Genomic DNA, 22,635 nt, shown 5'->3' on the forward strand with positions numbered 1-22,635 from the left:
GGCTGCGACGAGGCCTGCATGGCTTTCTTGTCTGGAGTCGGTCGCCCGTTTCTGTTTTATTAGCACGCATTGCTTAACGATCCAGCCCTCTGAAAAAGGTATTTTTAATGTTTGCCCCGCTTTTCAAGAAAGCCCTGACATCGTTCATCCTGCTTGTCTCCGTCGCTAGCGCCACCTTCGTATTTGCCCACGCCAACCTGAAAAGTGAAGAGCCGGCTGCCGACAGCACGACCACAGCCCCCAAGGATCTGCGCCTGAATTTTTCTGAAGGTGTCGAGGACAAGTTCACCAAAGTCAGCCTCACCACGAACAGCGGTAAAACGGTGATCGTTAATACCGTTGCGACTGACCCCGACGATAAGAAAGTTTTAATTATCACCCCTGCCACGCCCATCGCTGCTGGCGAATACAAGGTGGAATGGCACGCGGTGTCGGTCGATACCCATAAAAGCGAGGGCGAATACTCCTTCAAAGTAAGTCCGTAACGCGATGTCGAGTGCACTGATCCTGTGCCGTTTTGCGCACTTTGCCGTGGTGCTATTGCTGTTCGGGATATGCCTGTTTCGGACATGGCTGTTCAAACCGTTGCTGATTGAAGCAGCAACAGCCACGCTGGACGCGAAGCTCACATGGATACTGCGCTCGCTGGCGTCAGTGGCGTTGGCCAGCAGCCTGCTGTGGCTTGTGCTTATTGCCGGCAGCATGGCAGGTAGCTGGCAGGACGGACTTGATCCGCCAACCCTGACGCTGGTGCTCCGCAACACATTTTTCGGTCAAGTCTGGAGTGGGCATCTGCTCCTCAGCGTGCTGCTATTGATAAGCCTTGCCTCGCGACGGTTTTCTTCCCCCAACCTGCGGCTGGCACTGAGTACGTTGCTATTGGCGACACTGGCGCCAGTCGGACACGGCGCGATGTTCGACGGCCTGAGCGGTGGACTGATGATTCTCAATCAGCTGATTCACCTATGCTGCGTCGGCGCCTGGCTAGGAGGGATATTGTTGCTGTCATTGCTGCTGGCACAACCGTCTACCGGAAACGCTCAGCACCTGCTTCGGCGCTTCAGCGGCATCGGTTATGGTCTCGTGGCTGCAATCATTACCACCGGGCTGATCAATGTCAGGGTAATGAGTGGCGCCGTTTGGCCCGAGCCTGCATTTTCCGGGTTTGGACTGATCCTGCTGATCAAGGTGTGTCTGGTGCTGTGCATGCTGCTGTTAGCACTGATCAATAGATTGCTGCTCAATAGCAGCGGTGATCGGCTCAACCTATTGCGTACCAGTGTGGCCCTCGAATGCCTGTTCGGTGTGGCAGCCGTTGCGGCTGTCTCCTTATTGGGCACATTGCCGCCAATGCTGAATGGTTGACGGCTGTCAGCCGGGAGTTCGAGCGCAAGCTTCGGAGTGCTGTCTATCTGCTTGCGCGATAACCTTGTCAGCAATCGACTTCACGATGAGTACACGCGCATGAGTACGGTCAATCAACGCACAGCACAGCAGAATAAGCAGACCACGGAAAACGATCCACGCTGGGCTGCGGTGCTGGCAAGGGATGCGACGGCGGACAGCCAATTCGTTTACGCGGTGAAAACCACCGGCGTGTACTGTCGGGCAAGCAGTTCGTCGCGCCTGCCACGGCCGGAGAACGTCGAGTTTTTCGCCAATGCCACAGATGCAGAAGCCGCCGGCTATCGCCCGAGCAAACGGGCCGCGGCGGATCAGACCAGCGTCGCCGCGCAGCATGTAACCCTGGTAGCAGAGGCCTGCCGGCAGATCGAACAGGCCGATCACCTGCCCAGCCTGAATCAACTGGCAGACAACGTCGGCTTGAGTCCCTATCACTTCCATCGGGTCTTCAAGGCCATCACCGGCCTGACGCCCAACGGGTATGCCCGGGCCAATCGCGCACGAAAAATGCGCGAGCACTTGGCCCGCCCGGGTTCTATCACCAATGCGCTTTACGAAGCAGGCTTCAATTCCAACAGCCGCTTTTACGAAGCGTCGGACACGCTGCTTGGCATGAAACCCAGCGACTATCGCGCAGGCGGCGTTAATAACGACATTCGCTTCGCGGTTGGGGAATGCTCGCTGGGCTCGATTCTGGTGGCGCAAAGCGAGCGCGGTGTGTGCGCCATTCTGCTGGGTGATGACCCGAACACCCTGGTGCGTAATCTGCAGGACAAATTTACCAACGCCAACCTGATGGGTGGCGATGCCGATTTCGAGCAACTGATTGCAAAGGTCGTTGGATTTATTGAAATGCCCGCCATCGGCCTTGATTTGCCACTGGACCTGCGCGGTACGGCGTTTCAGGAGCGGGTATGGAAGGCACTCAGGGAAATCCCGGTGGGCAGCACAGCCAGCTACGCCGAGATTGCCCAACGGATTGGCGCCCCCACCTCTTTTCGCGCCGTGGCACAGGCGTGCGGCGCGAACTGGCTGGCTGTCGCTATCCCCTGCCATAGAGTGGTGCGCAGCGACGGCAATCTTTCAGGTTATCGCTGGGGAGTGGAGCGCAAACGGCAATTGCTGGAGCGCGAGGCAAAGCCATAGAGCAACCGACGGTAACCGCTTGCTGCTTGAAGTGTGAGTCATTTGGAGTGGCATCTTTTAAAGAGTATTTATCGTCAAAAGATGACCTGGTGACCTGCGATGTCAATCATCAATAAACAACGTGATGCCGAGAAAGCGCCCCTTCACCTGCGTGAAACCGAAATCGGTGCCAAACAGGTACGCCGCGTGTTAGCTGTCCTGGAATATGGCGGGGTCGTTTGATACAGGTGTGGAGGATCGCCAAGGCGCGGTTCGACACGCCAAGCATGGACTTCGGCACTGCCTGGCTTGAGGAAGGCCGGCAACTCGGGTTGATTGTGCCTTCGTCAGTGCTGCCTTTTGAACGCAACATCATGCTCAACCCCGAGCATGCTGCTGCGAACCAGATAAAAATCCTCGATGTGACAGATTTCTTTTACGACAGTCGAATGTTCACGCCGCGCACCTGAAGTAGCAAAGCGTCGACGCAGTTCAACGGTTAACGTCCACCACTACCCTGCCCCGGATTTTACCGGCCATCAGCTGCGGCGCGATGGCGATGACTTCGCTGAGACCGATTTCCCGACTGATCAGGGACAACATCGACAAATCCAGATCCGTCGCCAGACGCGCCCAGGCCTGCAGACGGTCAGCACGTGGCCGGGAAACACTGTCGATGCCAGCCAACGTAATACCCCGAAGAATAAACGGTGCCACCGACCCCGGAAACTCCATGCCCTGCGCCAAGCCGCAGGCAGCGACAGTACCGCGATAACGAATACTGGCGCAGACGTTGGCCAAGGTGTGGCTGCCCACGGAATCAATTGCCGCTGCCCAACGTTCCTTGGCCAATGGCCGACCCGGCTCAGACAACGTGGCACGGTCGATGATGTCGGCCGCACCTAATTGCTTGAGATAAGCGCTTTCGGCCATACGCCCGGTGGAGGCCACGACCCGATAACCCAACCTGGCCAGAATCGCGATAGCGAAACTGCCCACACCGCCGTTGGCGCCGGTCACCAGGACATCCCCCATGTCGGGACGCAGGCCATTTTTTTCCAAAGCGATAACGGCGAGCATGGCAGTATACCCAGCCGTACCAATGGCCATGGCTTGTGCCGGGGTGAACGCTTTGGGCAGTTGGATTAGCCATTTGCCTTCAAGCCGCGCTTTTTCTGCCAGTCCGCCCCAGTGCCCCTCGCCCACGCCCCAGCCATTGAGCAATACCTGATCGCCGATCTGGAACTCGGCATCGCTGCTCTGCTCCACGGTACCCACCAGGTCGACACCGGGCACCATCGGAAACTTGCGCACTACCGGTCCGTTGCCGGTAAGCGCCAGGCCATCCTTGTAGTTCAGGGTGCTGTAAGACACGCGCACGGTGACGTTGCCCGGAGGCAGTTGCTCTTCACTGATGTCGGTCAGCGTTGCTCGATAACCAGCGTCGTCTTTCTCGATCAAAATGCCTTTGAACATAGCTGCCTCCGATATAGACCGATCGTCTAGAAATGGATGGAAAAATCATTGCGGCAACCCGCGAAGAAAGCCGGCAATGAAGGTATTCAATGGAGTATCACTCTGCACCAGCCGCGCGCGCAGCACCGCGCCCTCCCAGCCAATCCAGAAAAACGCCGCCAACTCCGCGCAATCAGCATCAGCAGAAAGCTCGCCAGCCGCTTGGGCTGCTTCCAGGCAGCGTGTCAGCTTTATCTGCCAGTCCAGGAAAATGTTTTCCAGAGTCTCCCGAAACCCCTCAGGCAAAACACTGATTTCCTGGCCCAGGTTGCCGACCATACAGCCGCGCCGATAGTCATACCGGGCCATGCTGACTTTAGCGTCCTGGACGAAGCCGGCCAAACGTTCCAGCGGCGACATCGACTCATCCAGCAGCCAACGATCCAGCTTGCGCGAAAAGAAGCCGGCGTAGTTGTCCAGCACCGCACGGCCAAAGGCCTCTTTGCTCTCAAAATAGTGATAGAACGAGCCCTTGGGCACACCGACCCGTTTGAGAATGCCGTCGATCCCGGTCGCCATGAAACCCTGCTCGGTCAACACCTCGGTGCCACAACGAATCAGCGCTTCACGAGTTTCGACATTTTCCCGATCGACGTTGGGTGGGCGGCCTGGCCGTCTTGGTTTTGCTGGGGGTATCGTCATGGCTTGAATATTAGACCGATCGTCTTTTAAGTCAACCGGACGTCTTAACCCGTCGCATATGGACAGAAAAAAAGCAGCCCATACCGGACACCCCGGTTGCAAAGGGTGGCCCCGGCCCGTTCAATAGCGGCCTGCCTGTCGTTCTATTTCGGAGGAGACCACCATGAGCACTTGGCCTGATAGCCGTATTCTTGATCTGTTCGGGGTGACACTCCCCATCCTTCAAGCACCTATGGCCGGGGCGAGTGGCTCAGCCTTGGCGATTGCCGTCGCCAACGCCGGGGGGCTGGCATCCCTGCCCTGCGCCGCGCTGACCCTGGATCAGATCCGCGAAGAAGTGGCATTGATCCGCCAAAATACCAACGCCCCGTTGAACCTGAATTTCTTTTGCCACCAGCCGCCCGCTGCCGACCCGGCCCGAGAGGCTCGCTGGAAAGACACGCTCAAAGACTATTACACCGAACTGGGCGCTGACTTCGAAGCGCCCACGCCGGTGTCCGCACGTGCGCCCTTCGATGACGCCAGTTGCACGCTGATTGAAGCGCTGAAACCCGAGATCGTCAGCTTTCATTTCGGCTTGCCAGAGCAAGCGTTGCTGGATCGGGTCAAGGCTACCGGAGCCAAGGTCATTTCCTCAGCCACCACCGTCGAGGAGGCTGTCTGGCTGGAGCAAAACGGCTGTGACGCGATCATCGCCATGGGCTACGAAGCCGGAGGTCATCGAGGGATGTTCCTCAGTAAGGACCTCTACACTCAGATCGGAACCCTGGCGTTGGTGCCGCAGGTAGTAGACGCCGTCAGCGTGCCAGTGATTGCAGCGGGTGGCATTGGCGATGCGCGCGGTATTGTCGCGGCATTCGCGCTCGGAGCATCGGCGGTCCAACTGGGCACGGTCTATCTCTTCTGCCCGGAAGCCAAGGTGACGACACCGCACTACCAGGCGCTGCGTAGCGCCAAGGGAAGCCAGACGGCATTGACCAACATTTTCACCGGAAGACCAGCCCGGGGCATCGTCAACCGGATCATGCGCGAACGGGGCCCGATCAGTGATGACGCACCCGCGTTCCCCTTGGCCGGCGGCGCGTTGATGCCCCTGCGCGCCAAGTCCGAACCGCAAGGCAGCGGCGACTTCATGAACCTCTGGGCCGGTCAGGCAGTCGGGCTGAAGCATGAATTGTCGGCAGGCGTATTGACCCGTCTACTGGCCACTCAAGCACTGGAAAAATTGACCGGGCGCTGAGATGATCAGCCGCTATATACTCTGCTATATAGCGGCAACTGCCAGGCAGTCACCCGCCCCACCCACAAAGACTACGGAAGCTTTGTATGCGCACTGGACACCTTGGCGTCATCCTCCAAACCCTGACAGCTGCAAGTACCCTGCTGACCATGAGCGCAGCGTTCGCCGACGAAGTACACGTGGCCGTTGCTGCCAACTTCACCGCACCGATCCAGGCCATCGCCAAGGATTTCGAGAAAGACACGGGGCATAAACTGATTGCGGCCTACGGTGCGACAGGCCAGTTCTATAGCCAGATCAAAAATGGCGCACCGTTCGAGGTACTCCTCTCTGCCGATGACGCCACCCCGGCCAAGCTGGAAAAAGAAGGCGATACTGTCCCCGGCTCTCGTTTCACCTATGCCATCGGCACCTTGGCCTTATGGTCTGCCAAAGAAGGTTATGTCGACGACAAAGGCGCCGTTCTCAAGGCCAACCAGTATCAGCATTTATCCATCGCCGATGCGAAAACAGCACCTTATGGCCTTGCCGCGACCCAAGTGCTCAGCAAGCTCAACCTCACCGACGCAACCAAAGACAAAATCGTGACAGGCCAAAACATTACTCAGGCGTATCAGTTTGTCTCTACTGGCAATGCTGAACTGGGTTTTGTTGCTTTGTCGCAGATCTACAAGGACGGTCAGATCACCAGTGGTTCGGCGTGGATAGTGCCGGCCAATCTGCATGATCCGATCAAACAAGACGCCGTCATCCTTAACAAAGGCAAGGACAACGCTGCCGCCAAGGCGCTGGTTGAATACCTGAAGGGGCCAAAAGCGGCCACAGTGATCAAGTCGTTCGGCTATCAGCTTTAAATGCCACTGAACAGCGACGATATTGCGGCCATCTGGCTGACGCTGAAACTGGCGTCATTGACCACGGTCATCCTGCTCCTGATCGGCACGCCCATCGCCTTATGGCTGGCGCACACCCGTTCGTGGCTCAAGGGCCCGGTGGCTGCGGTGGTCGCTCTGCCGCTGGTGCTGCCGCCAACAGTCATTGGCTTTTACCTGCTGCTGGCGATGGGGCCTAACGGCATGGTCGGACACTTCACCCAGAGTATCGGGCTTGGAACGCTGACCTTCAGCTTCCCCGGCCTGGTGATCGGCTCCGTCATCTACTCGATGCCCTTTGTCGTACAGCCACTGCAAAACGCCTTCGCCGCCATCGGCAAGCGACCGCTGGAGGTCGCGGCCACCCTGCGCGCCGGCCCGTGGGACACCTTCTTCAGTGTGGTGTTGCCACTGGCTCGCCCCGGCTTTATCACGGGCGCCATTCTCGGTTTTGCCCATACCGTGGGCGAGTTTGGCGTGGTGCTGATGATCGGCGGCAATATCCCGGAAAAAACCCGCGTGGTTTCCGTGCAGATCTACGACCACGTCGAGTCGATGGAATACCTGCAAGCGCATTGGCTGGCCGGGGCTATGTTGGTTTTTTCTTTCCTGGTTCTACTGGCGCTGTACTCAAGCGGCAAAACCAAAGCAAGCTGGAGTTGAGCCGATGACCTCGCAGATACAGGCGCGCCTGCAAGTGGCCTATCCCGGTTTTGATCTGGATGTCGACCTCGCATTGCCAGGCCATGGTGTGACGGCGCTGTATGGCCACTCCGGCTCAGGAAAAACAACCTGCTTGCGCTGTATCGCCGGGCTGGAGAAAGCGCGACAGGGCTTCATTCAGATTAATGGTGAAGTCTGGCAGGACAACGACCGAGGCATTTTCCTCCCGCCACATAAACGTGCGCTGGGGTACGTGTTTCAGGAGGCCAGTCTCTTCCCGCATCTGTCGGTAAGGGGCAACCTGGAATTCGGACTGCGGCGTATTGCGAGGAGTCAGCGCAAGGTACAACTGGATCAAGCCAGCACATTGCTGGGTATCGATCACCTGCTCGAGCGCCACACCGACAACCTGTCCGGCGGCGAGCGACAACGTGTCGGCATCGCTCGCGCCCTGCTGACCAGCCCACGCTTGTTATTACTCGACGAACCTCTGGCGGCGCTGGACACCCAACGCAAGAGCGAAATCCTGCCGTACCTGGAGCGCCTTCACGATGAGCTGGAAATCCCCATGCTCTATGTCAGCCATTCTCAGGACGAAGTTGCGCGGCTGTCCGATCACATTGTCGTGTTAAGCGAGGGCAAAGCCTTGGCCAGTGGCCCCATCGGTGAAACCCTGGCACGCCTCGACCTGCCGATGGCGACAGGCGACGATGCTGGCGTAGTAGTCGAAGGCGTCGTCAGCGCTTATGACCCCCACTATCAGTTGCTGACGTTGCACCTGCCTGGCAGCGACCTGAAAGTTCGTGTCGCGCATTCACCCCTGTCGGTCGGCAAGACCCTGCGCTTTAAGGTACAAGCCCGGGATGTGAGCCTGAACTTGCAGCCCGATGAGCAAAGCAGCATTCTCAACCGCTTGCCTGTGACCGTCATCAGCGAAATCGCTGCCGACAACAGGGCGCACGTACTGGTCCGGCTCGACGCGGCCGGCACGCCATTGCTCGCGCGGATTACCCGTTACTCCCGCGATCAACTGCGCCTGTACCCCGGCCAGCATCTATGGGCACAGATCAAGTCGGTAGCGGTGTTGGCGTAGCGCACACGTAGGGTTGAGTGGCTTTACCGTTGACTTGGTAGGTGGTCGACAACTCTTCAATTTTTAGCAGGAAGTGACGGACTGCGTGCTGAACTTCGACGAACAACGCGTCAGGCGGCTCGGCGTACGTTACTTTGTTCAAGGCGTTTTCGGCAGTTACACCTGAGCTGCGCTTGTTAGTCAGAACATACAAAACATCGACACCCACGTTCGCCAAGGCGACCAGATAATCGGCCTTCGGCACACGCTCGCCGCTTTCATACTTGCCCTGCGCGTTTACAGCAACGCCGCCAAGAAGCCCCATTTCCCGCTGCGAATACCCTAACCGTTTGCGTTCTTGCCTGATTCTGAAGCCTATCTCACTCATTGGCCTGACTACCATTGTGTTATTGACCCCTGAAGTTTCTCAAAAAAAACCGGGGATTTGAATGCTTGCGATCCACCAAAAGCGACGATTGGTCGGAACAGCGTCCTTGCGATACAGCCCACAACAAGCGGAGCAATTCATTCGAATTGCATGGCAGTCATTTGGATTGTTTTTAATTGCCCTATAGACAAACCGCGCCCCTGTAACGCATCAATGAAAATGCGACAGTAAAATGCATCTTCAGTCGCTGGCACTTCTTATAAGGCTTGATCATGACCTCGCAGCGCAGCACACCTGACAATCAAAAGCTCTCGGCTCTCTTGGTGAACAGTTCAGGCTTCGTCAGAGTGCGTGGCGCCCGGGAACACAACTTACAAAACGTGGATGTCGATATCCCCCGTGATGCGCTGGTGGTGTTTACCGGCGTGTCAGGATCAGGCAAATCTTCGCTGGCGTTCTCCACGCTGTACGCGGAAGCGCAGCGGCGGTACTTCGAATCGGTCGCACCTTATGCACGGCGTCTGATTGATCAAGTTGGCGTGCCCGATGTCGACTCCATCGAAGGCCTGCCTCCGGCCGTCGCCCTGCAGCAACAACGTGGCACACCGAGTACACGCTCATCCGTAGGCAGCGTCACGACGCTCTCGAGTTTGATCCGAATGCTGTATTCGCGTGCCGGCAGCTACCCTGCAGGACAGCCCATGCTGTATGCCGAAGACTTCTCGCCCAACACACCGCAAGGTGCCTGCCCCCAGTGCCATGGTTTGGGCCGGGTCTACGAGGTAACAGAGCAATCAATGGTCCCGGACGACGCGCTAACCATCCGCCAGCGCGCCGTCGCAGCTTGGCCAACCGCGTGGCAAGGACAGAATCTGCGCGACATCCTGGTGACTCTGGGCTACGACGTCGATATTCCCTGGCGCGATTTGCCTAAGGCACAGCGGGACTGGATTCTGTTCACCGACGAACAGCCCACCGCGCCCGTTTATGCCGGGCTAACGCCACAAGAAACAAGGCAAGCGCTCAAGCGCAAACTTGAACCCAGCTACCAAGGCACCTTTACCGGGGCTCGCCGTTATGTTCTGCACACCTTTGCCCACTCGCAAAGTGCCCTGATGAAAAAGCGCGTCGCGCACTTCATGCTCGGCAGCCAGTGCCCCTTATGCTCAGGCAAACGCCTCACACGTGAGGCCTTGTCGGTGACCTTCGCCGGTTTAGACATTGGCGAACTATCGCAAATGCCCTTGCTGCGCCTCGCCGAGGTATTACGCCCGGTTGCCGCAAATTCCTTCATCGATAACGAGACCGATGACAAGGATCGCGGCGAGCCGATGCTGAACCGAGTCCAGACTCAGGAAGCCCGCAAGCAACGCGTCGCTCACGGAGGCTCGGCGCATCAAGCCGCACCAGATGTCAGGCACACGCCCAACCTGTCCGTGGAAAAACGCCTGGCAGCCCAGCGTATTGCTCAGGATTTGCTGGCAAGGGTCAGCACCCTGACCGACCTGGGCCTCGGCTATTTGGCCCTGGAACGCAGCACACCGACGCTTTCATCCGGCGAGTTGCAGCGTCTGCGCCTGGCAACCCAATTGGGCTCCCAACTGTTCGGCGTCATCTATGTGCTGGACGAACCCTCCGCAGGCTTGCATCCCGCTGATGGCGAGGCACTGTTCGACGCGTTGCAGCGACTAAAAGCGGCTGGCAATTCATTGTTTGTGGTGGAACATGACCTGGAAACCATGCGCCGCGCTGACTGGCTGATCGATGTCGGCCCCGCGGCCGGCGAGCATGGTGGTCGCGTGTTATACAGCGGACCGCCTGCCGGGCTGGCGCATGTCAAAGCGTCTCAGACACGGCTGTATCTATTTGCTGAGCCCTCGCCCCTGATTCAAACCAGGCGCGAGGCAAAGGGCTGGCTTCAACTAAAGGGCATCACCCGCAATAATCTGAACAACCTTTCAGCCCGATTCCCATTGGGTTGCTTTACGGCCGTCACTGGCATTTCCGGATCAGGCAAGTCGAGCCTGGTTAGCCAGGCGTTGCTGGAGTTGGTCGGGACACACCTAGGGCGCAGCGCTTCTAGCGCAGAACAAGAAGAATTAAGCCTCGAAGATGATGCCCCGCCCGTCAGCACCGGGCAGGTCACGGCGGGCCTGGAGTCCATTCGGCGACTGGTGCAGGTAGACCAAAAACCTATCGGACGCACGCCCCGCTCAAACCTGGCGACCTACACCGGGTTGTTCGACAGTGTCCGCAAGCTGTTCGCGACAACGCCGCAGGCACGTGAAAAAAATTACGACGCCGGTCAGTTCTCTTTCAACGTCGCCAAAGGCCGCTGCCCGACGTGCGAAGGAGAAGGCTTCGTCAGTGTGGAATTACTGTTCATGCCCAGCGTCTACGCGCCATGCCCAACCTGCCATGGTGCGCGCTATAACCAGGAAACATTGGCAGTCACCTGGGAGGACCTGAACATCGCACAAGTGCTGCAACTCACAGTGGACGACGCCGTCAGGGTATTTGCTCAGCACCCAAGCGTGCTGCGTGCACTATCGGTGTTGAGCGATATCGGCCTGGGCTATCTGCGACTTGGCCAGCCGGCAACCGAGCTTTCAGGCGGTGAAGCGCAAAGGATCAAACTGGCTACCGAGTTGCAACGCATCCAACGCGGCGCCACGCTCTACGTTCTCGACGAACCCACAACCGGGTTACACCCTTGCGATGTCGATCGCCTGCTCAAACAACTCAACAGCCTGGTGGACGCTGGGCATACGGTCATCGTCGTCGAACATGAAATGCGCGTCGTGGCCCAAAGCGACTGGGTCATCGACATCGGCCCGGGTGCGGGCGACCAAGGCGGCAAGCTGGTGGCTCACGGCACACCAGAGACCGTTGCCCGTGTTAAAACAAGCAAGACGGCGCCGTTTTTGGCGAAAGCATTGGCAGGGCGATGACCTAATAGGGGCTGCCATCCTTATGATTAAACAGCCACTGGCCGTCCGCCTGCAGCGCCACCTCGAGATCATCATCAGGATAATTCACCGTATCGCCTGATGCGCGATCCCCCACCTCCAGAATCACACAGTCGGACTCAGTGCGATTCTCAAGATGATGCGGCGTCACACCTGCCGCAAACCCGGCCACCATACCGGGCCGCAGCCTGGTTTCACCCTCATTGGTGAATAACGTGGGTTCGCCCTCAAGGACGTAGATGAACTCGTCCTGCCGAGAATGGCAATGATGCAGCGCGGATACCGCGCCCGGTGACAGTCGAGTCAGGTTTACACCAAAGTTCTTGATACCGAAAATATCGCCCAGCGGATGCTTGATCCTGCCCGACATAAGCGAGGCGAACGGTTCAGGGTAGCTGCTCGGCTTAGCCCGTTTCGGAGCGTCAGCCGCCATAATGGCAGTTGGACTTTTTATAGATGACATCAACCTCTCCCCGTTTTCACGTTCTGATCGCCCGCGCCAGGCTCAATATGGCTCAAGAGGCGTCTCACTTGAAGCCTGATCGGATATCTAGCATAAGCGCGTTTTAGCTGATGAACCTGAAGGGCGATGGTGCCGGTCGATATCCACTCGACTGCAGATCGACCAGGCCACGGCAATCATTCCTGCTTGCCCTTCCCCGCGCGCTTTGTCCCACAAGGTCCGGGAGAGTGCGTCTCTGTCACGATCCTACTTTTCTCCAGGCAATAAAAAACCCCGCGTGGGCAAGGTTTTTTATCTTGGCAGTACGGCCTGATTACCTCAGCGCTGCACGCCTTTGATCAGGTCTAGCTGGAGGGCGTGACCCTGTGCCGGCTGAAACTGCATGGAGCAATGACCGAGCAGTACATCCGCAAGGGCAAGAAAGTAACCCTCACCCGATGTATTGCGGACCAGAAACAAACAAGGGCCTACATGCGATATCGCGTGTAAGCCCTTGATTTTAAATGGTGCCCGAAGCCGGGGTCGAACCGGCACGTCCTTACGAACGAGGGATTTTAAGTCCCACGGGAAAATCAATCAGGCCGCACCCTGTGATAGATTTTCCGGACCGCAAACAGAGCTATAAGCCTGCCATACAGCCCAATGTTTCCGCATGTCGGCAAATGATTGCGGCCCGGAAAAACCCCTGCCAAATGCTCAAAATCTCAGTAGCGACGCCACTTGGAAAAAGCCTGCGTTATGCCGATCCCGCATACCGTGAGCCGTACGCGCCGAAAGCTTAGCGGCGGGTTTTGCAGACTAAAAAAGCGACCTAATCCTCTCGTCAAAAAACGTCCTTGATCTCCACTGCCAACATCACCATGCAGTCTAAAAGGCGGTTTATTGCGTGGTAATGAGTAGATATTTCAAGGAGTTAGCACTTTCGAATACGCGCTAGAACGCATTGGTTGGTATCAGAATTGGTATCAGCCAATGTAGCCTCCCCTGGCGTCCTGCCGACCGAACAACCTTCCCTTATATGCATCACTCCTTCCCTGCGGAGGAAACGCCTTGCCTACCTCCCCTTGGCGACCTGACCTCTGCCCTACCACCTGACTTTTCCTTGCGCTTAACACCCTTGTAGAGCGCTGCTAAGCTGGAAAACAACCTTAAAGCAGCGCAGACGGAAGCGAGCATGACTGAGATGGGTGTACGCCTTAAAAGCGAGCGACAGAAGCTCAACATAACGCAGCGGGATCTTGCGAAGATCGGCGGTGTCCAGCCCAATGCACAAGGCAAGTATGAGAGCGGCAAGCGATATCCGAGAGCTGACTATCTGGAAAAGATATCCTTGATAGGAATTGATATTTTGTATGTGGTCGCGGGACGCTACACCCCTCCGTCCAACCTTTCCGAGGCGGCCACCTTGTCTGCCATCGATGATTTCAAAGCTGGCGTTTCCATATTATCCAATGCATTCGAAATTCTGGTCTCAGGCCAGGGGCGATCCGAGAAGCCAGATAGGTAAGAGAGGTCTTCCTATCCCAGCCAAGCGACCATGCCCCACACAAGACCCAGCCACAATCAACACTTCTACGAAGGCGCGCGTGGTCATGATGGCTGCTCAAAAGGATGATACCCATGATGGAGCATTCGCCGCCCAATCGTTCAATTTTGTACAAAACAGCTCAACACCTAAATCACTGGCATGCGGCCACCGCCGCCACCAACTCCTTTTCATAGCCAATATGCTGTCGACGCTCAGCCAGCAGAGCCCTCACCTTCTGCTCTAGACTTTCGGACTTACTCAGGTCGCATGCCAAGTAAAGGCTTGGCCTCCTCGGCGTCCTGCCGACCGAACACAATCTCAATCACGCGGCTTGCAATACCACGACAGCGAATAAAGACAGCCATCGATCTCATCCACGCCACTCAGTGCGAAATCGCACTCCACTTGACCAATCGGCATGAACATATGGCAACTGCCTGGTATCTCGAACTCCGGCAGCAATCGGCCATTTCCGGTCAGTCGTGACAGACATAAACTCGCCAGCGTGTCTCGCTGCGGCTCCAGATTTTTGCCCTGAGTGGGAACCAGAGCGTATGGCGTTCACCTCCCATCCTTCTCAACACCATATCTATCGCATGTTATGTCGCAGATAATTGAGTATCAGCGATAGACTCAAGCGACATCGCAAAGCCATTGCGGTCAGAAGCAAGTGAGTCGTCGCATAATTTAGGAGTTATGGGATACTGTTCAATTTAGTTAGAAGCGCCTTACGAATCATGGAAAGAGGCATACACCCTCTAAAATGAATATTTTATCTAAAAACTCGGATTTGGTTCTATGGCGTCGAATATCAAATTTCCACATTTTTTTCGCGTGAATTTACGCCGCTTGATCCTATTTCTTGCGCTTCTCAGCGCCCTGGTCATCCAGTTCAATACGTTTTACGCAAGCTATAGCGTCCAGCGTCAATTGCTGATCGATAATACGCTTGCGAGTAATCGCGCCTATGCAAGCAAACTAGCTGACAGCATTGATCAATTTTTGCAATCGACGCAGCAACAACTGGCCTACAGTGCCAGCTTGCTTGCAGCAAAATTCGGGGATGCAGAACTGCTTATGGCTGAAGCGGAACGGTTGCGCTTGCAGACTAACAGTTTCAATTCAGTGGTTTTTGTCGACGCTAACGGAAAGGTAGTAGCAACATCTCCGGACACTCTTAGTATTCTTGGGAAAAAGCTGAATTCGCCTGGTGCAAACGAAGCCTTGAATGTGCGACGGCCGGCAATCAGCGCGCCCTATATCTCAGCGGCAGGTAACCTGCTGGTTTTTATTTCGCACCCTGTTACCGACAGCGCGGGGCGATACTTAGGTTATATCGGCGGCGCGATCTACCTGAAGCAGAAAAGCATTCTCAACAACCTGCTCGGCGAGCATTACTACCACGATGGTTCCTACCTGTATGTGGTCGATCAGAGTCGGCGTTTGCTATATCACCCAGACGCTGCACGTGTGGGTGAAGAGGTTGGAAAAAATCTGGTTGTCGATGCGGTACTTCGTGGTGAAACAGGAGACATGCGTATTAATAACAGTCACGGTATTGACATGCTGACTGGTTACGCCATAGTGCCGATGACTCATTGGGGGGTCGTAGCCCAGCGACCGACACAAGCTACTTTGGCTCCGATTAGTGGGTTGATGTCCAGCATGCTGCTAAATACCCTGCCGCTGGCTATTTTAACTCTGCTATTTATTTGGTGGTTCGCTAAAATTATCGCCAAACCTTTGCGCGAACTTGCTGATAGCGCGCAGAAAATGGACCGAGCGACCACAGCTGAGCGCATTCAAAACGTTCACTCCTGGTATTTCGAGTCCTCCGAAATCAAGCGTGCGATGTTGATTGGCTTCAAGCTATTACATTACAAGATCAACAAGCTTCTCCTAGACGTACAGACAGATCCACTGACCGGGTTACACAATCGCCGAGGTCTAGATGTGGCGCTTGACTTGATGCAGTCGGCGCGCAGCAATTTCTCAGTGGTATCATTGGATATTGATAACTTCAAATCCGTTAACGACACCTATGGTCATGATGCCGGTGATGAGGTGTTACAGAGTTTGGCTAAGATAATGCAAAACGTCTCGCGTGATGAGGATGTGGTCTGCCGACTTGGAGGGGAGGAATTTCTTATTCTGCTTCCTAGCGTTCGCTCTACAGTCGCCAAAGAGGTAGCAGAGCGACTTCGTCGGCAGGTGGAGCAAACGCAGTTTGGGCCTGTAGGAAAAATCACCATTTCTTTAGGTGTTGCTCAATGGAGCCAAGACTCTGGAGATGTCGAAGCCGTTCTCAAGGTTGCCGACAATATGCTTTATAAGGCCAAACGTAACGGGCGCAACCGGGTTGAGGCTGCTGATAGCTTGGACTGCGTTTAGTGCGAGTGCCTGCCTGTTAACTGGAATCAACGTTGTACGGCACTACAGCGATTCGGTAGCGGAGATCCCTCTGATGGATGGTAACCAGAGCTTGCTGCCCAAGTAGTATGCGAAGTGGTCAATACGGATGCAAACGCCTGGTAAGGTGACCGCAATTAAACAGATAACGGGATTCGGTCCGAATGACCTCCTTTACACCAGGTTTGAAGACGTAAAGATCGACGGGCTGTATGCCAATTTTTACGACCAACAATGTAGGCGCGAAAAATTAGCACGCAGGTATAGGCCAACCTTGCTGGGCCGAAACCCTCCCTATCTCTCTCTGACATGCGGTAAAAAGCACCCATCGGCCCAAAAATTGGCCCAAGAGCCTCTCCGCCCTCCTTCGGCGTCCTGCCGACAGAACACAAATTATTTATCAGCTCGACTTTCAATTCCATGACATCGCCTAGGTTGGCCACTCGCTTATTTACAACTCACCGTCCATAACTGGTCGATCCGCGTTGTATAACTCTGGCTCATCATCTCTCTGCGCATCCCCCAATCCGGCTCTGCCGGCCCTACCGCGACCGATTCGCAGTCACCCGCGACACTCTTGCCTTTGGCTAACACTTCCCCTTGCCAGGTGTGTGGAGGGCTTTCACCTCCAAGTCACCAACGTGACCACCATAGCCAAACTGGTTGCGTTTACGCGCAACGTGCCATGCCCGGCGCACCAACAAAGAAGCCGCTTCTCCTTACGGGAAAGCGGCTTTGAACAGCAACGTCAGACCATCAATGCATGAACAAGGCGATCAGGATGATGATCGGGATTGGCACACCGAGGAATAACAGCAGTAATGAGCGCATGGTCATTCTCCTGGATTAGCTAACAGTTGGGAGCGAAGTGGAAGTGACATAGGCTTCGGTTTCGAGATACACCACGGCATCCCGGCGGCGCCCACCAAAGGTCGCGGCGAAGCTGGCGAAAAACGCACCGCAGAGCAGAGTGACAAACATCCACAGCGAGGACCAGGCGGCGACTTTTCTAGTGGTGTCGGCGGCTTGTTTGGCTGCAAGTTTGGCGTCATCCACAGCCTTGCGAGCTTTGGCAACCACCTCGTCAACCCGGCGCTCGGCATCGGCCTGGCTGAGGGTGGTGCGCTGGGCGACCAATTGACTCAGGTAGGTCCGATCCTCCGCAGCCAACTGGCCGTCGTTGTTCAGCGTGTGGACGAAGATCCGGGTCACGCTGCCGCGCGCAGCATCATCGCTGACCGCCGCCGGACGATCATCGCGGAACAGGATATCCACGAAGTATCCATAATCCTCACCGCTGCTGTTGCTGGCGGCACTTCCGGCAGCCTGGGTCATTGCACTAGCTGCACCCGACGCCACGCTGGCACCGGCCTGCACACCGCCGCTGACGATACTGCTTACGGAGCCAACCACCAGGGTCGCGGTCACCAGGGTTGCAACAGCCCAAGCAAGAAAACCATGGGCCGTGTCGCGGAAGTACACCTCATCGCCGTGCATGTTCGACCACTTCACCCGCAAGCGACCGGCTATGTAACCGCCCAAGCCAGAAGCAACGATTTGCGTGAAGGCCAGCCAGACAATTGTCGAAATCCCGAAGCCCTTGGCGCTGATGCCGCTACCGGCCCACGGCGACACCGCCGAGAATCCCAAGCCGAACCCGAGCAACACCAGAATCAACGACAACGCCGCGGCACCCGCCGCCCCGGCAAATATCGCCCCCCAGGAAACGCCTGAGAGGGTGCTCGACTCGTCCGCGGGAAGATAAGTATCAGAGGTTCTGTTCATGGTTGTTCTGCTCCCGGCGTGAAAAATGGCGTTACAACTCTTGTAAGAAAATGCACTCAGCGTGCCAGTCGTATGGTTTAAATAAATTGTTTAATTTCAATTAGTTATTTTTTTCTCATGTCACCAGATCATGCAGTTTGCAATGGCAGGGCAAGATCAGCGGGTTTTATGCATTAAAAGAGGAATCGCGGTCAGTCGATGTCCACTTGCTGGTTGCAAAATTGCTTTGATTGGAGCACACCGGCTATCCGCGCGCTCATTGGAGGGTTGTGCTTACTACTTTATGCAGGAGGGAAGGATTACTGTTAAGGCGGGCGACGCTTTGATCAAGTGTATGCGTCCGGGCAACCCGTTTAGTTACGCAAGACGGGATACCCGGACGCATACGAATGACAGGGAGAGTGTAGCCAAGATCTGAGAAAAGCTATTTCGAGAACAGCACACTAGCGCCGGGCTTTTCGTATCCACGACATCCTTTTCACCAAATATTCACAGACTTTAGCGCAGATTGAGCGGGCCAAAAGGACTTGGCACCATTGGCCCGAAAATTGGCCCAAGAACCTCCCCGGCGTCCTGCCGACCGAACACAATCCCCGCATAGCAGTAGTGAGCCGGCCTTGCGCCGCTGTAATATATCGCACACCTTCACCACCCATTAAGGGATGGAGGCGAAAATAGAAGCTCCGAAGCCGCGAACCTTCGGGGCTTTGCTTATTCAACCATCGCATAGATGACCATCGTCACGGCCGCGACCCAAAAAGTAGTGAGTAGTACTATCAGCCAGATCCAGATAAGGCGCTGCTCCATTGCCCCTCCTTCCGCATGGATTGATCCTCAAATCAGCGTAGCTCATAACCGTCCATCTCGAGCCAGGCCACCACATCTTGAGCAGCCGTGAAGCCTATTCCGGTTTTCCTGCATGAATTGAGGTCGTGCTAATTTTTACGACCAACAATGTAGGCACGAAAAATTAGCACGCAGTCGAGGGAATCGAGCGCTACTGGCAAGCGCTTACCGCCGCCACCAACTCCTTTTCATAGCCAATATGCTGTCGACGCTCAGCCAGCAGCGCCCTCACCTTTACCTCGAGTGAATCTGCTTTCTTCAGGCCAGCCGCAGCGAACGCCGGCGCCGCAATCATTGGTGCCTTGCACGGAACCTGCACCGGAACCTCCACTCGCACAGTGCGTATTTCGGGTTCCTGCACAGCGCATCCCACCAGCAAAAACACCGCCCCCACCAGTAGCAGTCTCATAACCCCAACTCCTGATCGATAATCGACGCCGCAGCTGTGGCCGGGTCACCGCCTGTATGCCCCTGCTGGATCCTGTTCGCCGCAGCGTAGTCAGGCTTCGCCTCTTCCTTTGCCGTAGCCACTGCCACCTTGGCGGCCTCCTGCCGCTTCTCGCCCGCCTGCACCAGCCCACCAAGCGCCAGCCCTTGTTCAGTGGTCAGCGCCAGCAGGTTGCCATTGATGGTTTTGGCCGAGGCCAGATCGGTCTCGGCGGTGTCGAGCAACGGTCGGTAATGCCCTGATGCCAGCCATACGCCGCCACCGACGCCCAGCGTTAGCAGCAGTGCCACAGCCAGGGCTGCGCCGATCAATTTCCACGCGGAATCCGTCATAGCTCCTCCTCATCCCAGTCGGGCAAATCAACGGTCTGGCCAGCGAGCTCATGCGTGCAGTCACCCAAGAACTGGATGCGGCCGTCAGTCACGAACGAATGGCAGACACGATCGCCATCAGACCAGCGATACCGAACCAGCACCGAAGGGGTAAAGGTGGGTTTCTCAATATCACCATTCCAGCCCCAGCGCGGTCCGGCGCCTGGCCCGTACGAGATTCCGTGGATCATGTCGCAGCCCGGGCACTCGAAAAACAGCCGGTCTTCTTCGGACTTGGCCAGCACGCGAGACAATCGGCTGAAGGCTGTCATGGCACGTCCTTGAAGAAAATGTGATGCCCCAGATTCATGGTCTGCTTGGCCTTCGCCGCCCATGCTGGAGCCTTGGGCATGGTCGTGGCGTAGTAGTGAGTCGCGCCGCCAGTTGGGTCTGGCGCCGCGCCATCGATCACCGCTGCCGCCGCACGCTGACAAGTCGCAAACTCACCAGCCGGGATCGGCTTCGCGCCGCTCAGGAATGGATAGTTAGGGTCGTTCTTGTTCCAGCAGCTGAACTGCCACGGCGCTTGGCAGACTCCGGCATAGCCTTCGCCCCACCAGTCAGGCTTGCCGTCACTGTGCAGGTCGATATCCACTCTGTTGCGGATAGACCAGGCCACGGCGATCATTCCTGAATAGCCTTCTCCACGAGATTCACCCCAAAGTGTCCGGGCGAGCACGTCTCTGTCGCGATCTGTTGCGGTCATTGGTTTTCTCCAGGCAATAAAAAACCCGCTCATGGCGGGCTATAAATTTCGGTGACAGATCAGGCGGAAGAGGCTGCTAGTCGAGCAGACGAAGTTTCGTTCGTGTATGGCTCTGGCTGCTCCGGCCAGAGTGGATCATTCGGCCAAGTGGTCTGGGTGCTTACGCGCCCGAGCAGCACGCGGTACCGCTTCCATGCTGCCAAGGGCACGGTCAGCGTCGGCAGCTCGGCCTCTTCCTCTGGTAGGGCGTAACCGCCGCTGACAGCGTCGTTGATCGTATCGACCCGCGCCTGCAGTGCGGTCACCTGCGCTGTTGCCAGACGGGTGCGGACATTGAGATCAGCAGTGGCTGCCCGCAGGACTTCCTGCGCAGCAATGGAGTCAATGAGCGACTGCGGGATCTCAGCGACGAGGGTTTCACCGGGGGCAAGGTCTGCCTCAGTGAAGTCGTCGCCTACTGCGCGCCAGCCTGTTGCGTTAATTGCGTATGGCATTATCGGTCACTCCCGTAGCCGTAGACGTCTAGTGTAATGGAGCCGCTAACACCGCCTGTAACCAAGTACGAGACTCGCTGAGTAGCGTCGGTTTGCAAATCCATAGGTGTTCGCACAATTGTGTTAGGGATGCCTGAGCCGTACCTTAAAATCCTACCAATGTAGTCCGGGGTAGTTAGGTACACGTCAAAAATAGCTGTGGTGCTACCTGACGCGGACACTATTGTCGCTACAGTCCTAGTAGTAGGGGGTACAACAGTAGCTAATGATACCGTGGTTGCCGTGCCGGCTGTTCCGCCTACTAGAGCCCTAAAAGGGGCTATATTAATAGCCTCGCTATACTGGACAAACCCATTGTTTATCCATATAAACGCGCTAAGCGCTCCGCCAGCACCCGTTTTAAGCGCAGCAAGAAAGCGCCTCGATGTGTCCCCACTCTTAGTTCGTGACGTACCGCTATACGCAACATCTGGAGCTGCAGTTACCAGCTCAATCGCTGCAACCCCAGCGTTGTTATACAGATACAGGTAATACCATGTACTTGCAGTTAGGCTCAGAGAAGATAGCGTCAACATAGCAGGAACGGCTAGGTTCGCGCCCAGTCCGGGTATATATGCTGAGCCAGAGGTAACGCTGACAGACGAGGCGCTGTTCCATACAGGGACAAGCCCATCTATATAGCCAGAGCCCGTAATCAAATCCGGCCCCCTCCCTCCGCGACTGTACTCCAGACAGAACCAGTTACCGCCGCCAAGGCTGAGTACCTCCATCGTATCGTTTGCTGCCGTGGTGATATTTATACCGCCGGGCAAAATCAGCGAGACGGGGTTGTGCGTCAATGTCGCCGCACCCAGAAACCGCAGGAAGCGCCGGCCAGAAGCCAGAGTACCGAAGCTTGTAATTGTCGCCGTGCCGCTGATCGCTACTACGTTTGAAGTCGATGCTGCCAGGTTGGTCGTGGCTGCCGAGGCGATTGTCTGGGTGGGTGCGTCGTTGAGGACTCCCGTCAGGTTGCCGCCCGCCAGGGGAAACTGAGCAGCTTGTGCCGCCGATGCAGCGGCCGCTGATGCAGAGCTCGCTGAGTTCGTCGCTGAATTAGAGGAGTTGGTAGCCGAAGTTGCTGCGGCTGTCGCGGAGTTTGCGGCATTTGTTTTTGATGTTGAAGCTGCCGTCGCCGAGGTGGCTGCGGCGGTTGCCGAGGCGGCCGCATTGGTTGCTGATGTTGAGGCCGCTGTCACCGAGGTGGCGGCACTCGCTGCTGATGCCGATGCCTGCGCAGCTGATGTAGCTGACGCCGATGCCGATGCGGTAGATGCAGCGGCCGCATTCTGCGCCTGAGTAACGCCCTCCGGAACACCATTGAGCTGGTCAGTAACGACCCGCAGTCTGTCTGCCGAATCCTTGACATAGCCCTGCATCGGCGCAATGGAGAATACGCCTCCCGCAGCAGTCACCCCTTGATAGTTCGGAGCGATGGCTATCGCTGTGTCGCTGGCGATATTGGTGACTTCGTACCAGCCACCGTCGGGACCGCGAAAGCCATCACCCACACGTGCGTTGGAAATGAAGGCGGTACCTGATCCGATGATCGCGTTGCTATTATTCGTGACAGCAACAAGTCCCTGCTTGTACCAGGTCATGGATTTTCCTTTATTCGGGCGATAAAAAACCCGCACTTGGCGGGTTTGATTGAAT

23 protein-coding genes and 2 pseudogenes are annotated in these 22,635 nt (G+C 56.5%); 12 read left to right on the forward strand and 13 right to left on the reverse strand.

All coding sequences use genetic code 11. From position 1 onward, the window contains the following. Window positions 1–107: 107 nt before the first annotated feature. The 5 genes from copC (at window position 108) to AC1MEA_RS21640 (ending at window position 2,999) form a co-directional block, all read left to right on the forward strand. The gene (gene copC, locus AC1MEA_RS21620) at window positions 108–485 is read left to right on the forward strand and encodes a copper homeostasis periplasmic binding protein CopC (RefSeq protein WP_480417334.1); all 378 of its coding nucleotides are present in this window, start codon (window positions 108–110) and stop codon (window positions 483–485) included. A gap of 4 nt (window positions 486–489) precedes the next feature. Continuing rightward, a complete protein-coding gene (copD, locus tag AC1MEA_RS21625; RefSeq protein ID WP_480417335.1) occupies window positions 490–1,365 on the forward strand; it encodes a copper homeostasis membrane protein CopD in 876 nt (291 codons plus the stop codon). A 99-nt stretch (window positions 1,366–1,464) separates the two neighbouring features. Next, on the forward strand, window positions 1,465–2,550 hold the full coding sequence (gene ada, locus AC1MEA_RS21630) for a bifunctional DNA-binding transcriptional regulator/O6-methylguanine-DNA methyltransferase Ada (protein WP_480417336.1): 1,086 nt from the start codon (window positions 1,465–1,467) through the stop codon (window positions 2,548–2,550). 99 nt (window positions 2,551–2,649) lie between these two features. Continuing rightward, a complete protein-coding gene (locus tag AC1MEA_RS21635) occupies window positions 2,650–2,772 on the forward strand; it encodes a hypothetical protein (RefSeq protein WP_480417337.1) in 123 nt (40 codons plus the stop codon). Window positions 2,773–2,777: 5 nt separating this feature from the next. After that, window positions 2,778–2,999 (forward strand): RES family NAD+ phosphorylase, encoded by a 222-nt coding sequence (locus AC1MEA_RS21640; protein ID WP_480918195.1) that lies wholly within the window; start codon window positions 2,778–2,780, stop codon window positions 2,997–2,999. 22 nt (window positions 3,000–3,021) lie between these two features. Here the strand turns inward: AC1MEA_RS21640 and acuI are convergent, their stop codons facing one another. Continuing rightward, a complete protein-coding gene (acuI, locus tag AC1MEA_RS21645; protein WP_480417338.1) occupies window positions 3,022–4,005 on the reverse strand; it encodes an acrylyl-CoA reductase (NADPH) in 984 nt (327 codons plus the stop codon). A 45-nt stretch (window positions 4,006–4,050) separates the two neighbouring features. After that, window positions 4,051–4,686: an acrylate utilization transcriptional regulator AcuR gene (gene acuR, locus AC1MEA_RS21650; RefSeq protein ID WP_480417339.1), complete on the reverse strand. Its 636-nt coding sequence runs from the start codon at window positions 4,684–4,686 to the stop codon at window positions 4,051–4,053. A 163-nt stretch (window positions 4,687–4,849) separates the two neighbouring features. Between acuR and AC1MEA_RS21655 the strand changes: the two genes are divergently transcribed. From AC1MEA_RS21655 to modC, 4 genes are all read left to right on the forward strand, one after another. Continuing rightward, window positions 4,850–5,926: an NAD(P)H-dependent flavin oxidoreductase gene (locus AC1MEA_RS21655; protein WP_480417340.1), complete on the forward strand. Its 1,077-nt coding sequence runs from the start codon at window positions 4,850–4,852 to the stop codon at window positions 5,924–5,926. Between the two features lie 149 nt (window positions 5,927–6,075). Further along, on the forward strand, window positions 6,076–6,780 hold the full coding sequence (modA, locus tag AC1MEA_RS21660) for a molybdate ABC transporter substrate-binding protein (protein WP_480918196.1): 705 nt from the start codon (window positions 6,076–6,078) through the stop codon (window positions 6,778–6,780). After that, on the forward strand, window positions 6,781–7,461 hold the full coding sequence (gene modB / locus AC1MEA_RS21665; protein ID WP_449633399.1) for a molybdate ABC transporter permease subunit: 681 nt from the start codon (window positions 6,781–6,783) through the stop codon (window positions 7,459–7,461). Between the two features lie 4 nt (window positions 7,462–7,465). Continuing rightward, window positions 7,466–8,554, forward strand: a complete 1,089-nt coding sequence (modC, locus tag AC1MEA_RS21670) for a molybdenum ABC transporter ATP-binding protein (RefSeq protein ID WP_480417341.1) — start codon at window positions 7,466–7,468, stop codon at window positions 8,552–8,554. Here modC and AC1MEA_RS21675 read toward each other — a convergent pair. Continuing rightward, entirely contained in the window at window positions 8,529–8,921 is a 393-nt protein-coding gene (locus AC1MEA_RS21675; RefSeq protein WP_480417342.1) for a helix-turn-helix domain-containing protein, read from the reverse strand. The genes modC and AC1MEA_RS21675 overlap by 26 nt on opposite strands. Before the next feature lie 272 nt (window positions 8,922–9,193). Between AC1MEA_RS21675 and AC1MEA_RS21680 the strand changes: the two genes are divergently transcribed. Continuing rightward, on the forward strand, window positions 9,194–11,872 hold the full coding sequence (locus AC1MEA_RS21680; RefSeq protein ID WP_480417343.1) for an excinuclease ABC subunit UvrA: 2,679 nt from the start codon (window positions 9,194–9,196) through the stop codon (window positions 11,870–11,872). Between the two features lies 1 nt (window position 11,873). Here AC1MEA_RS21680 and AC1MEA_RS21685 read toward each other — a convergent pair whose 3' ends face one another. Then, window positions 11,874–12,353, reverse strand: coding sequence for a cupin domain-containing protein (locus AC1MEA_RS21685; protein ID WP_480417344.1), 480 nt, complete (start codon window positions 12,351–12,353; stop codon window positions 11,874–11,876). Between the two features lie 1,174 nt (window positions 12,354–13,527). Here AC1MEA_RS21685 and AC1MEA_RS21690 point away from each other — a divergent pair. Next, entirely contained in the window at window positions 13,528–13,860 is a 333-nt protein-coding gene (locus tag AC1MEA_RS21690) for a helix-turn-helix domain-containing protein (RefSeq protein ID WP_480417345.1), read from the forward strand. A 172-nt stretch (window positions 13,861–14,032) separates the two neighbouring features. On the opposite strand, the pseudogene AC1MEA_RS21695 reads toward AC1MEA_RS21690, so the two are convergent. After that, a pseudogene (locus AC1MEA_RS21695) lies at window positions 14,033–14,146 on the reverse strand (hypothetical protein); the annotation flags it as partial. Between the two features lie 533 nt (window positions 14,147–14,679). Here AC1MEA_RS21695 and AC1MEA_RS21700 point away from each other — a divergent pair. After that, complete coding sequence (locus AC1MEA_RS21700; protein WP_480417346.1) at window positions 14,680–16,272, forward strand: diguanylate cyclase; 1,593 nt, start codon at window positions 14,680–14,682, stop codon at window positions 16,270–16,272. A 465-nt stretch (window positions 16,273–16,737) separates the two neighbouring features. Here the strand turns inward: AC1MEA_RS21700 and AC1MEA_RS21705 are convergent. From AC1MEA_RS21705 to AC1MEA_RS21740, 8 genes and pseudogenes are all read right to left on the reverse strand, one after another. Next, window positions 16,738–16,830: pseudogene (locus AC1MEA_RS21705) on the reverse strand (DUF4113 domain-containing protein); the annotation flags it as partial. 306 nt (window positions 16,831–17,136) lie between these two features. Next, window positions 17,137–18,075, reverse strand: coding sequence for a hypothetical protein (locus AC1MEA_RS21710; RefSeq protein ID WP_480417347.1), 939 nt, complete (start codon window positions 18,073–18,075; stop codon window positions 17,137–17,139). Window positions 18,076–19,072: 997 nt separating this feature from the next. Beyond that, complete coding sequence (locus tag AC1MEA_RS21715; RefSeq protein WP_480417348.1) at window positions 19,073–19,330, reverse strand: hypothetical protein; 258 nt, start codon at window positions 19,328–19,330, stop codon at window positions 19,073–19,075. Further along, a complete protein-coding gene (locus AC1MEA_RS21720) occupies window positions 19,327–19,701 on the reverse strand; it encodes a hypothetical protein (RefSeq protein ID WP_480417349.1) in 375 nt (124 codons plus the stop codon). Before AC1MEA_RS21720 ends, AC1MEA_RS21715 begins: the two co-directional genes overlap by 4 nt. Then, window positions 19,698–20,012, reverse strand: a complete 315-nt coding sequence (locus AC1MEA_RS21725; RefSeq protein ID WP_480417350.1) for a ubiquitination-like system serine protease family protein — start codon at window positions 20,010–20,012, stop codon at window positions 19,698–19,700. The genes AC1MEA_RS21720 and AC1MEA_RS21725 overlap by 4 nt, the downstream gene beginning before the upstream one ends. Continuing rightward, window positions 20,009–20,446: a cell wall hydrolase gene (locus AC1MEA_RS21730; protein ID WP_480417351.1), complete on the reverse strand. Its 438-nt coding sequence runs from the start codon at window positions 20,444–20,446 to the stop codon at window positions 20,009–20,011. Before AC1MEA_RS21730 ends, AC1MEA_RS21725 begins: the two co-directional genes overlap by 4 nt. Window positions 20,447–20,505: 59 nt before the next feature. Beyond that, the gene (locus AC1MEA_RS21735) at window positions 20,506–20,940 is read right to left on the reverse strand and encodes a tail fiber assembly protein (RefSeq protein WP_480417352.1); all 435 of its coding nucleotides are present in this window, start codon (window positions 20,938–20,940) and stop codon (window positions 20,506–20,508) included. Continuing rightward, a complete protein-coding gene (locus AC1MEA_RS21740; RefSeq protein ID WP_480417353.1) occupies window positions 20,940–22,580 on the reverse strand; it encodes a hypothetical protein in 1,641 nt (546 codons plus the stop codon). The genes AC1MEA_RS21735 and AC1MEA_RS21740 overlap by 1 nt, the downstream gene beginning before the upstream one ends. Between the last annotated feature and the right edge of the window lie 55 nt (window positions 22,581–22,635).

It is taken from the genome of Pseudomonas sp. ASL8 (genome assembly GCF_056680355.1).

What these genes read in the sequence shown, in the direction of transcription:
- copC (WP_480417334.1), top strand. Translation starts at nt 108, where the DNA reads ATGTTTGCCCCGCTTTTCAAGAAAGCCCTGACATCGTTCATCCTGCTT.
- copD (WP_480417335.1), top strand. Translation starts at nt 490, where the DNA reads ATGTCGAGTGCACTGATCCTGTGCCGTTTTGCGCACTTTGCCGTGGTG.
- ada (WP_480417336.1), top strand. Translation starts at nt 1,465, where the DNA reads ATGAGTACGGTCAATCAACGCACAGCACAGCAGAATAAGCAGACCACG.
- AC1MEA_RS21635 (WP_480417337.1), top strand. Translation starts at nt 2,650, where the DNA reads ATGTCAATCATCAATAAACAACGTGATGCCGAGAAAGCGCCCCTTCAC.
- acuI (WP_480417338.1), bottom strand. Translation starts at nt 4,005, where the DNA reads ATGTTCAAAGGCATTTTGATCGAGAAAGACGACGCTGGTTATCGAGCA.
- acuR (WP_480417339.1), bottom strand. Translation starts at nt 4,686, where the DNA reads ATGACGATACCCCCAGCAAAACCAAGACGGCCAGGCCGCCCACCCAAC.
- AC1MEA_RS21655 (WP_480417340.1), top strand. Translation starts at nt 4,850, where the DNA reads ATGAGCACTTGGCCTGATAGCCGTATTCTTGATCTGTTCGGGGTGACA.
- modA (WP_480918196.1), top strand. Translation starts at nt 6,076, where the DNA reads ATGAGCGCAGCGTTCGCCGACGAAGTACACGTGGCCGTTGCTGCCAAC.
- modB (WP_449633399.1), top strand. Translation starts at nt 6,781, where the DNA reads ATGCCACTGAACAGCGACGATATTGCGGCCATCTGGCTGACGCTGAAA.
- modC (WP_480417341.1), top strand. Translation starts at nt 7,466, where the DNA reads ATGACCTCGCAGATACAGGCGCGCCTGCAAGTGGCCTATCCCGGTTTT.
- AC1MEA_RS21675 (WP_480417342.1), bottom strand. Translation starts at nt 8,921, where the DNA reads ATGAGTGAGATAGGCTTCAGAATCAGGCAAGAACGCAAACGGTTAGGG.
- AC1MEA_RS21680 (WP_480417343.1), top strand. Translation starts at nt 9,194, where the DNA reads ATGACCTCGCAGCGCAGCACACCTGACAATCAAAAGCTCTCGGCTCTC.
- AC1MEA_RS21685 (WP_480417344.1), bottom strand. Translation starts at nt 12,353, where the DNA reads ATGTCATCTATAAAAAGTCCAACTGCCATTATGGCGGCTGACGCTCCG.
- AC1MEA_RS21690 (WP_480417345.1), top strand. Translation starts at nt 13,528, where the DNA reads ATGACTGAGATGGGTGTACGCCTTAAAAGCGAGCGACAGAAGCTCAAC.
- AC1MEA_RS21700 (WP_480417346.1), top strand. Translation starts at nt 14,680, where the DNA reads ATGGCGTCGAATATCAAATTTCCACATTTTTTTCGCGTGAATTTACGC.
- AC1MEA_RS21710 (WP_480417347.1), bottom strand. Translation starts at nt 18,075, where the DNA reads ATGAACAGAACCTCTGATACTTATCTTCCCGCGGACGAGTCGAGCACC.
- AC1MEA_RS21715 (WP_480417348.1), bottom strand. Translation starts at nt 19,330, where the DNA reads ATGAGACTGCTACTGGTGGGGGCGGTGTTTTTGCTGGTGGGATGCGCT.
- AC1MEA_RS21720 (WP_480417349.1), bottom strand. Translation starts at nt 19,701, where the DNA reads ATGACGGATTCCGCGTGGAAATTGATCGGCGCAGCCCTGGCTGTGGCA.
- AC1MEA_RS21725 (WP_480417350.1), bottom strand. Translation starts at nt 20,012, where the DNA reads ATGACAGCCTTCAGCCGATTGTCTCGCGTGCTGGCCAAGTCCGAAGAA.
- AC1MEA_RS21730 (WP_480417351.1), bottom strand. Translation starts at nt 20,446, where the DNA reads ATGACCGCAACAGATCGCGACAGAGACGTGCTCGCCCGGACACTTTGG.
- AC1MEA_RS21735 (WP_480417352.1), bottom strand. Translation starts at nt 20,940, where the DNA reads ATGCCATACGCAATTAACGCAACAGGCTGGCGCGCAGTAGGCGACGAC.
- AC1MEA_RS21740 (WP_480417353.1), bottom strand. Translation starts at nt 22,580, where the DNA reads ATGACCTGGTACAAGCAGGGACTTGTTGCTGTCACGAATAATAGCAAC.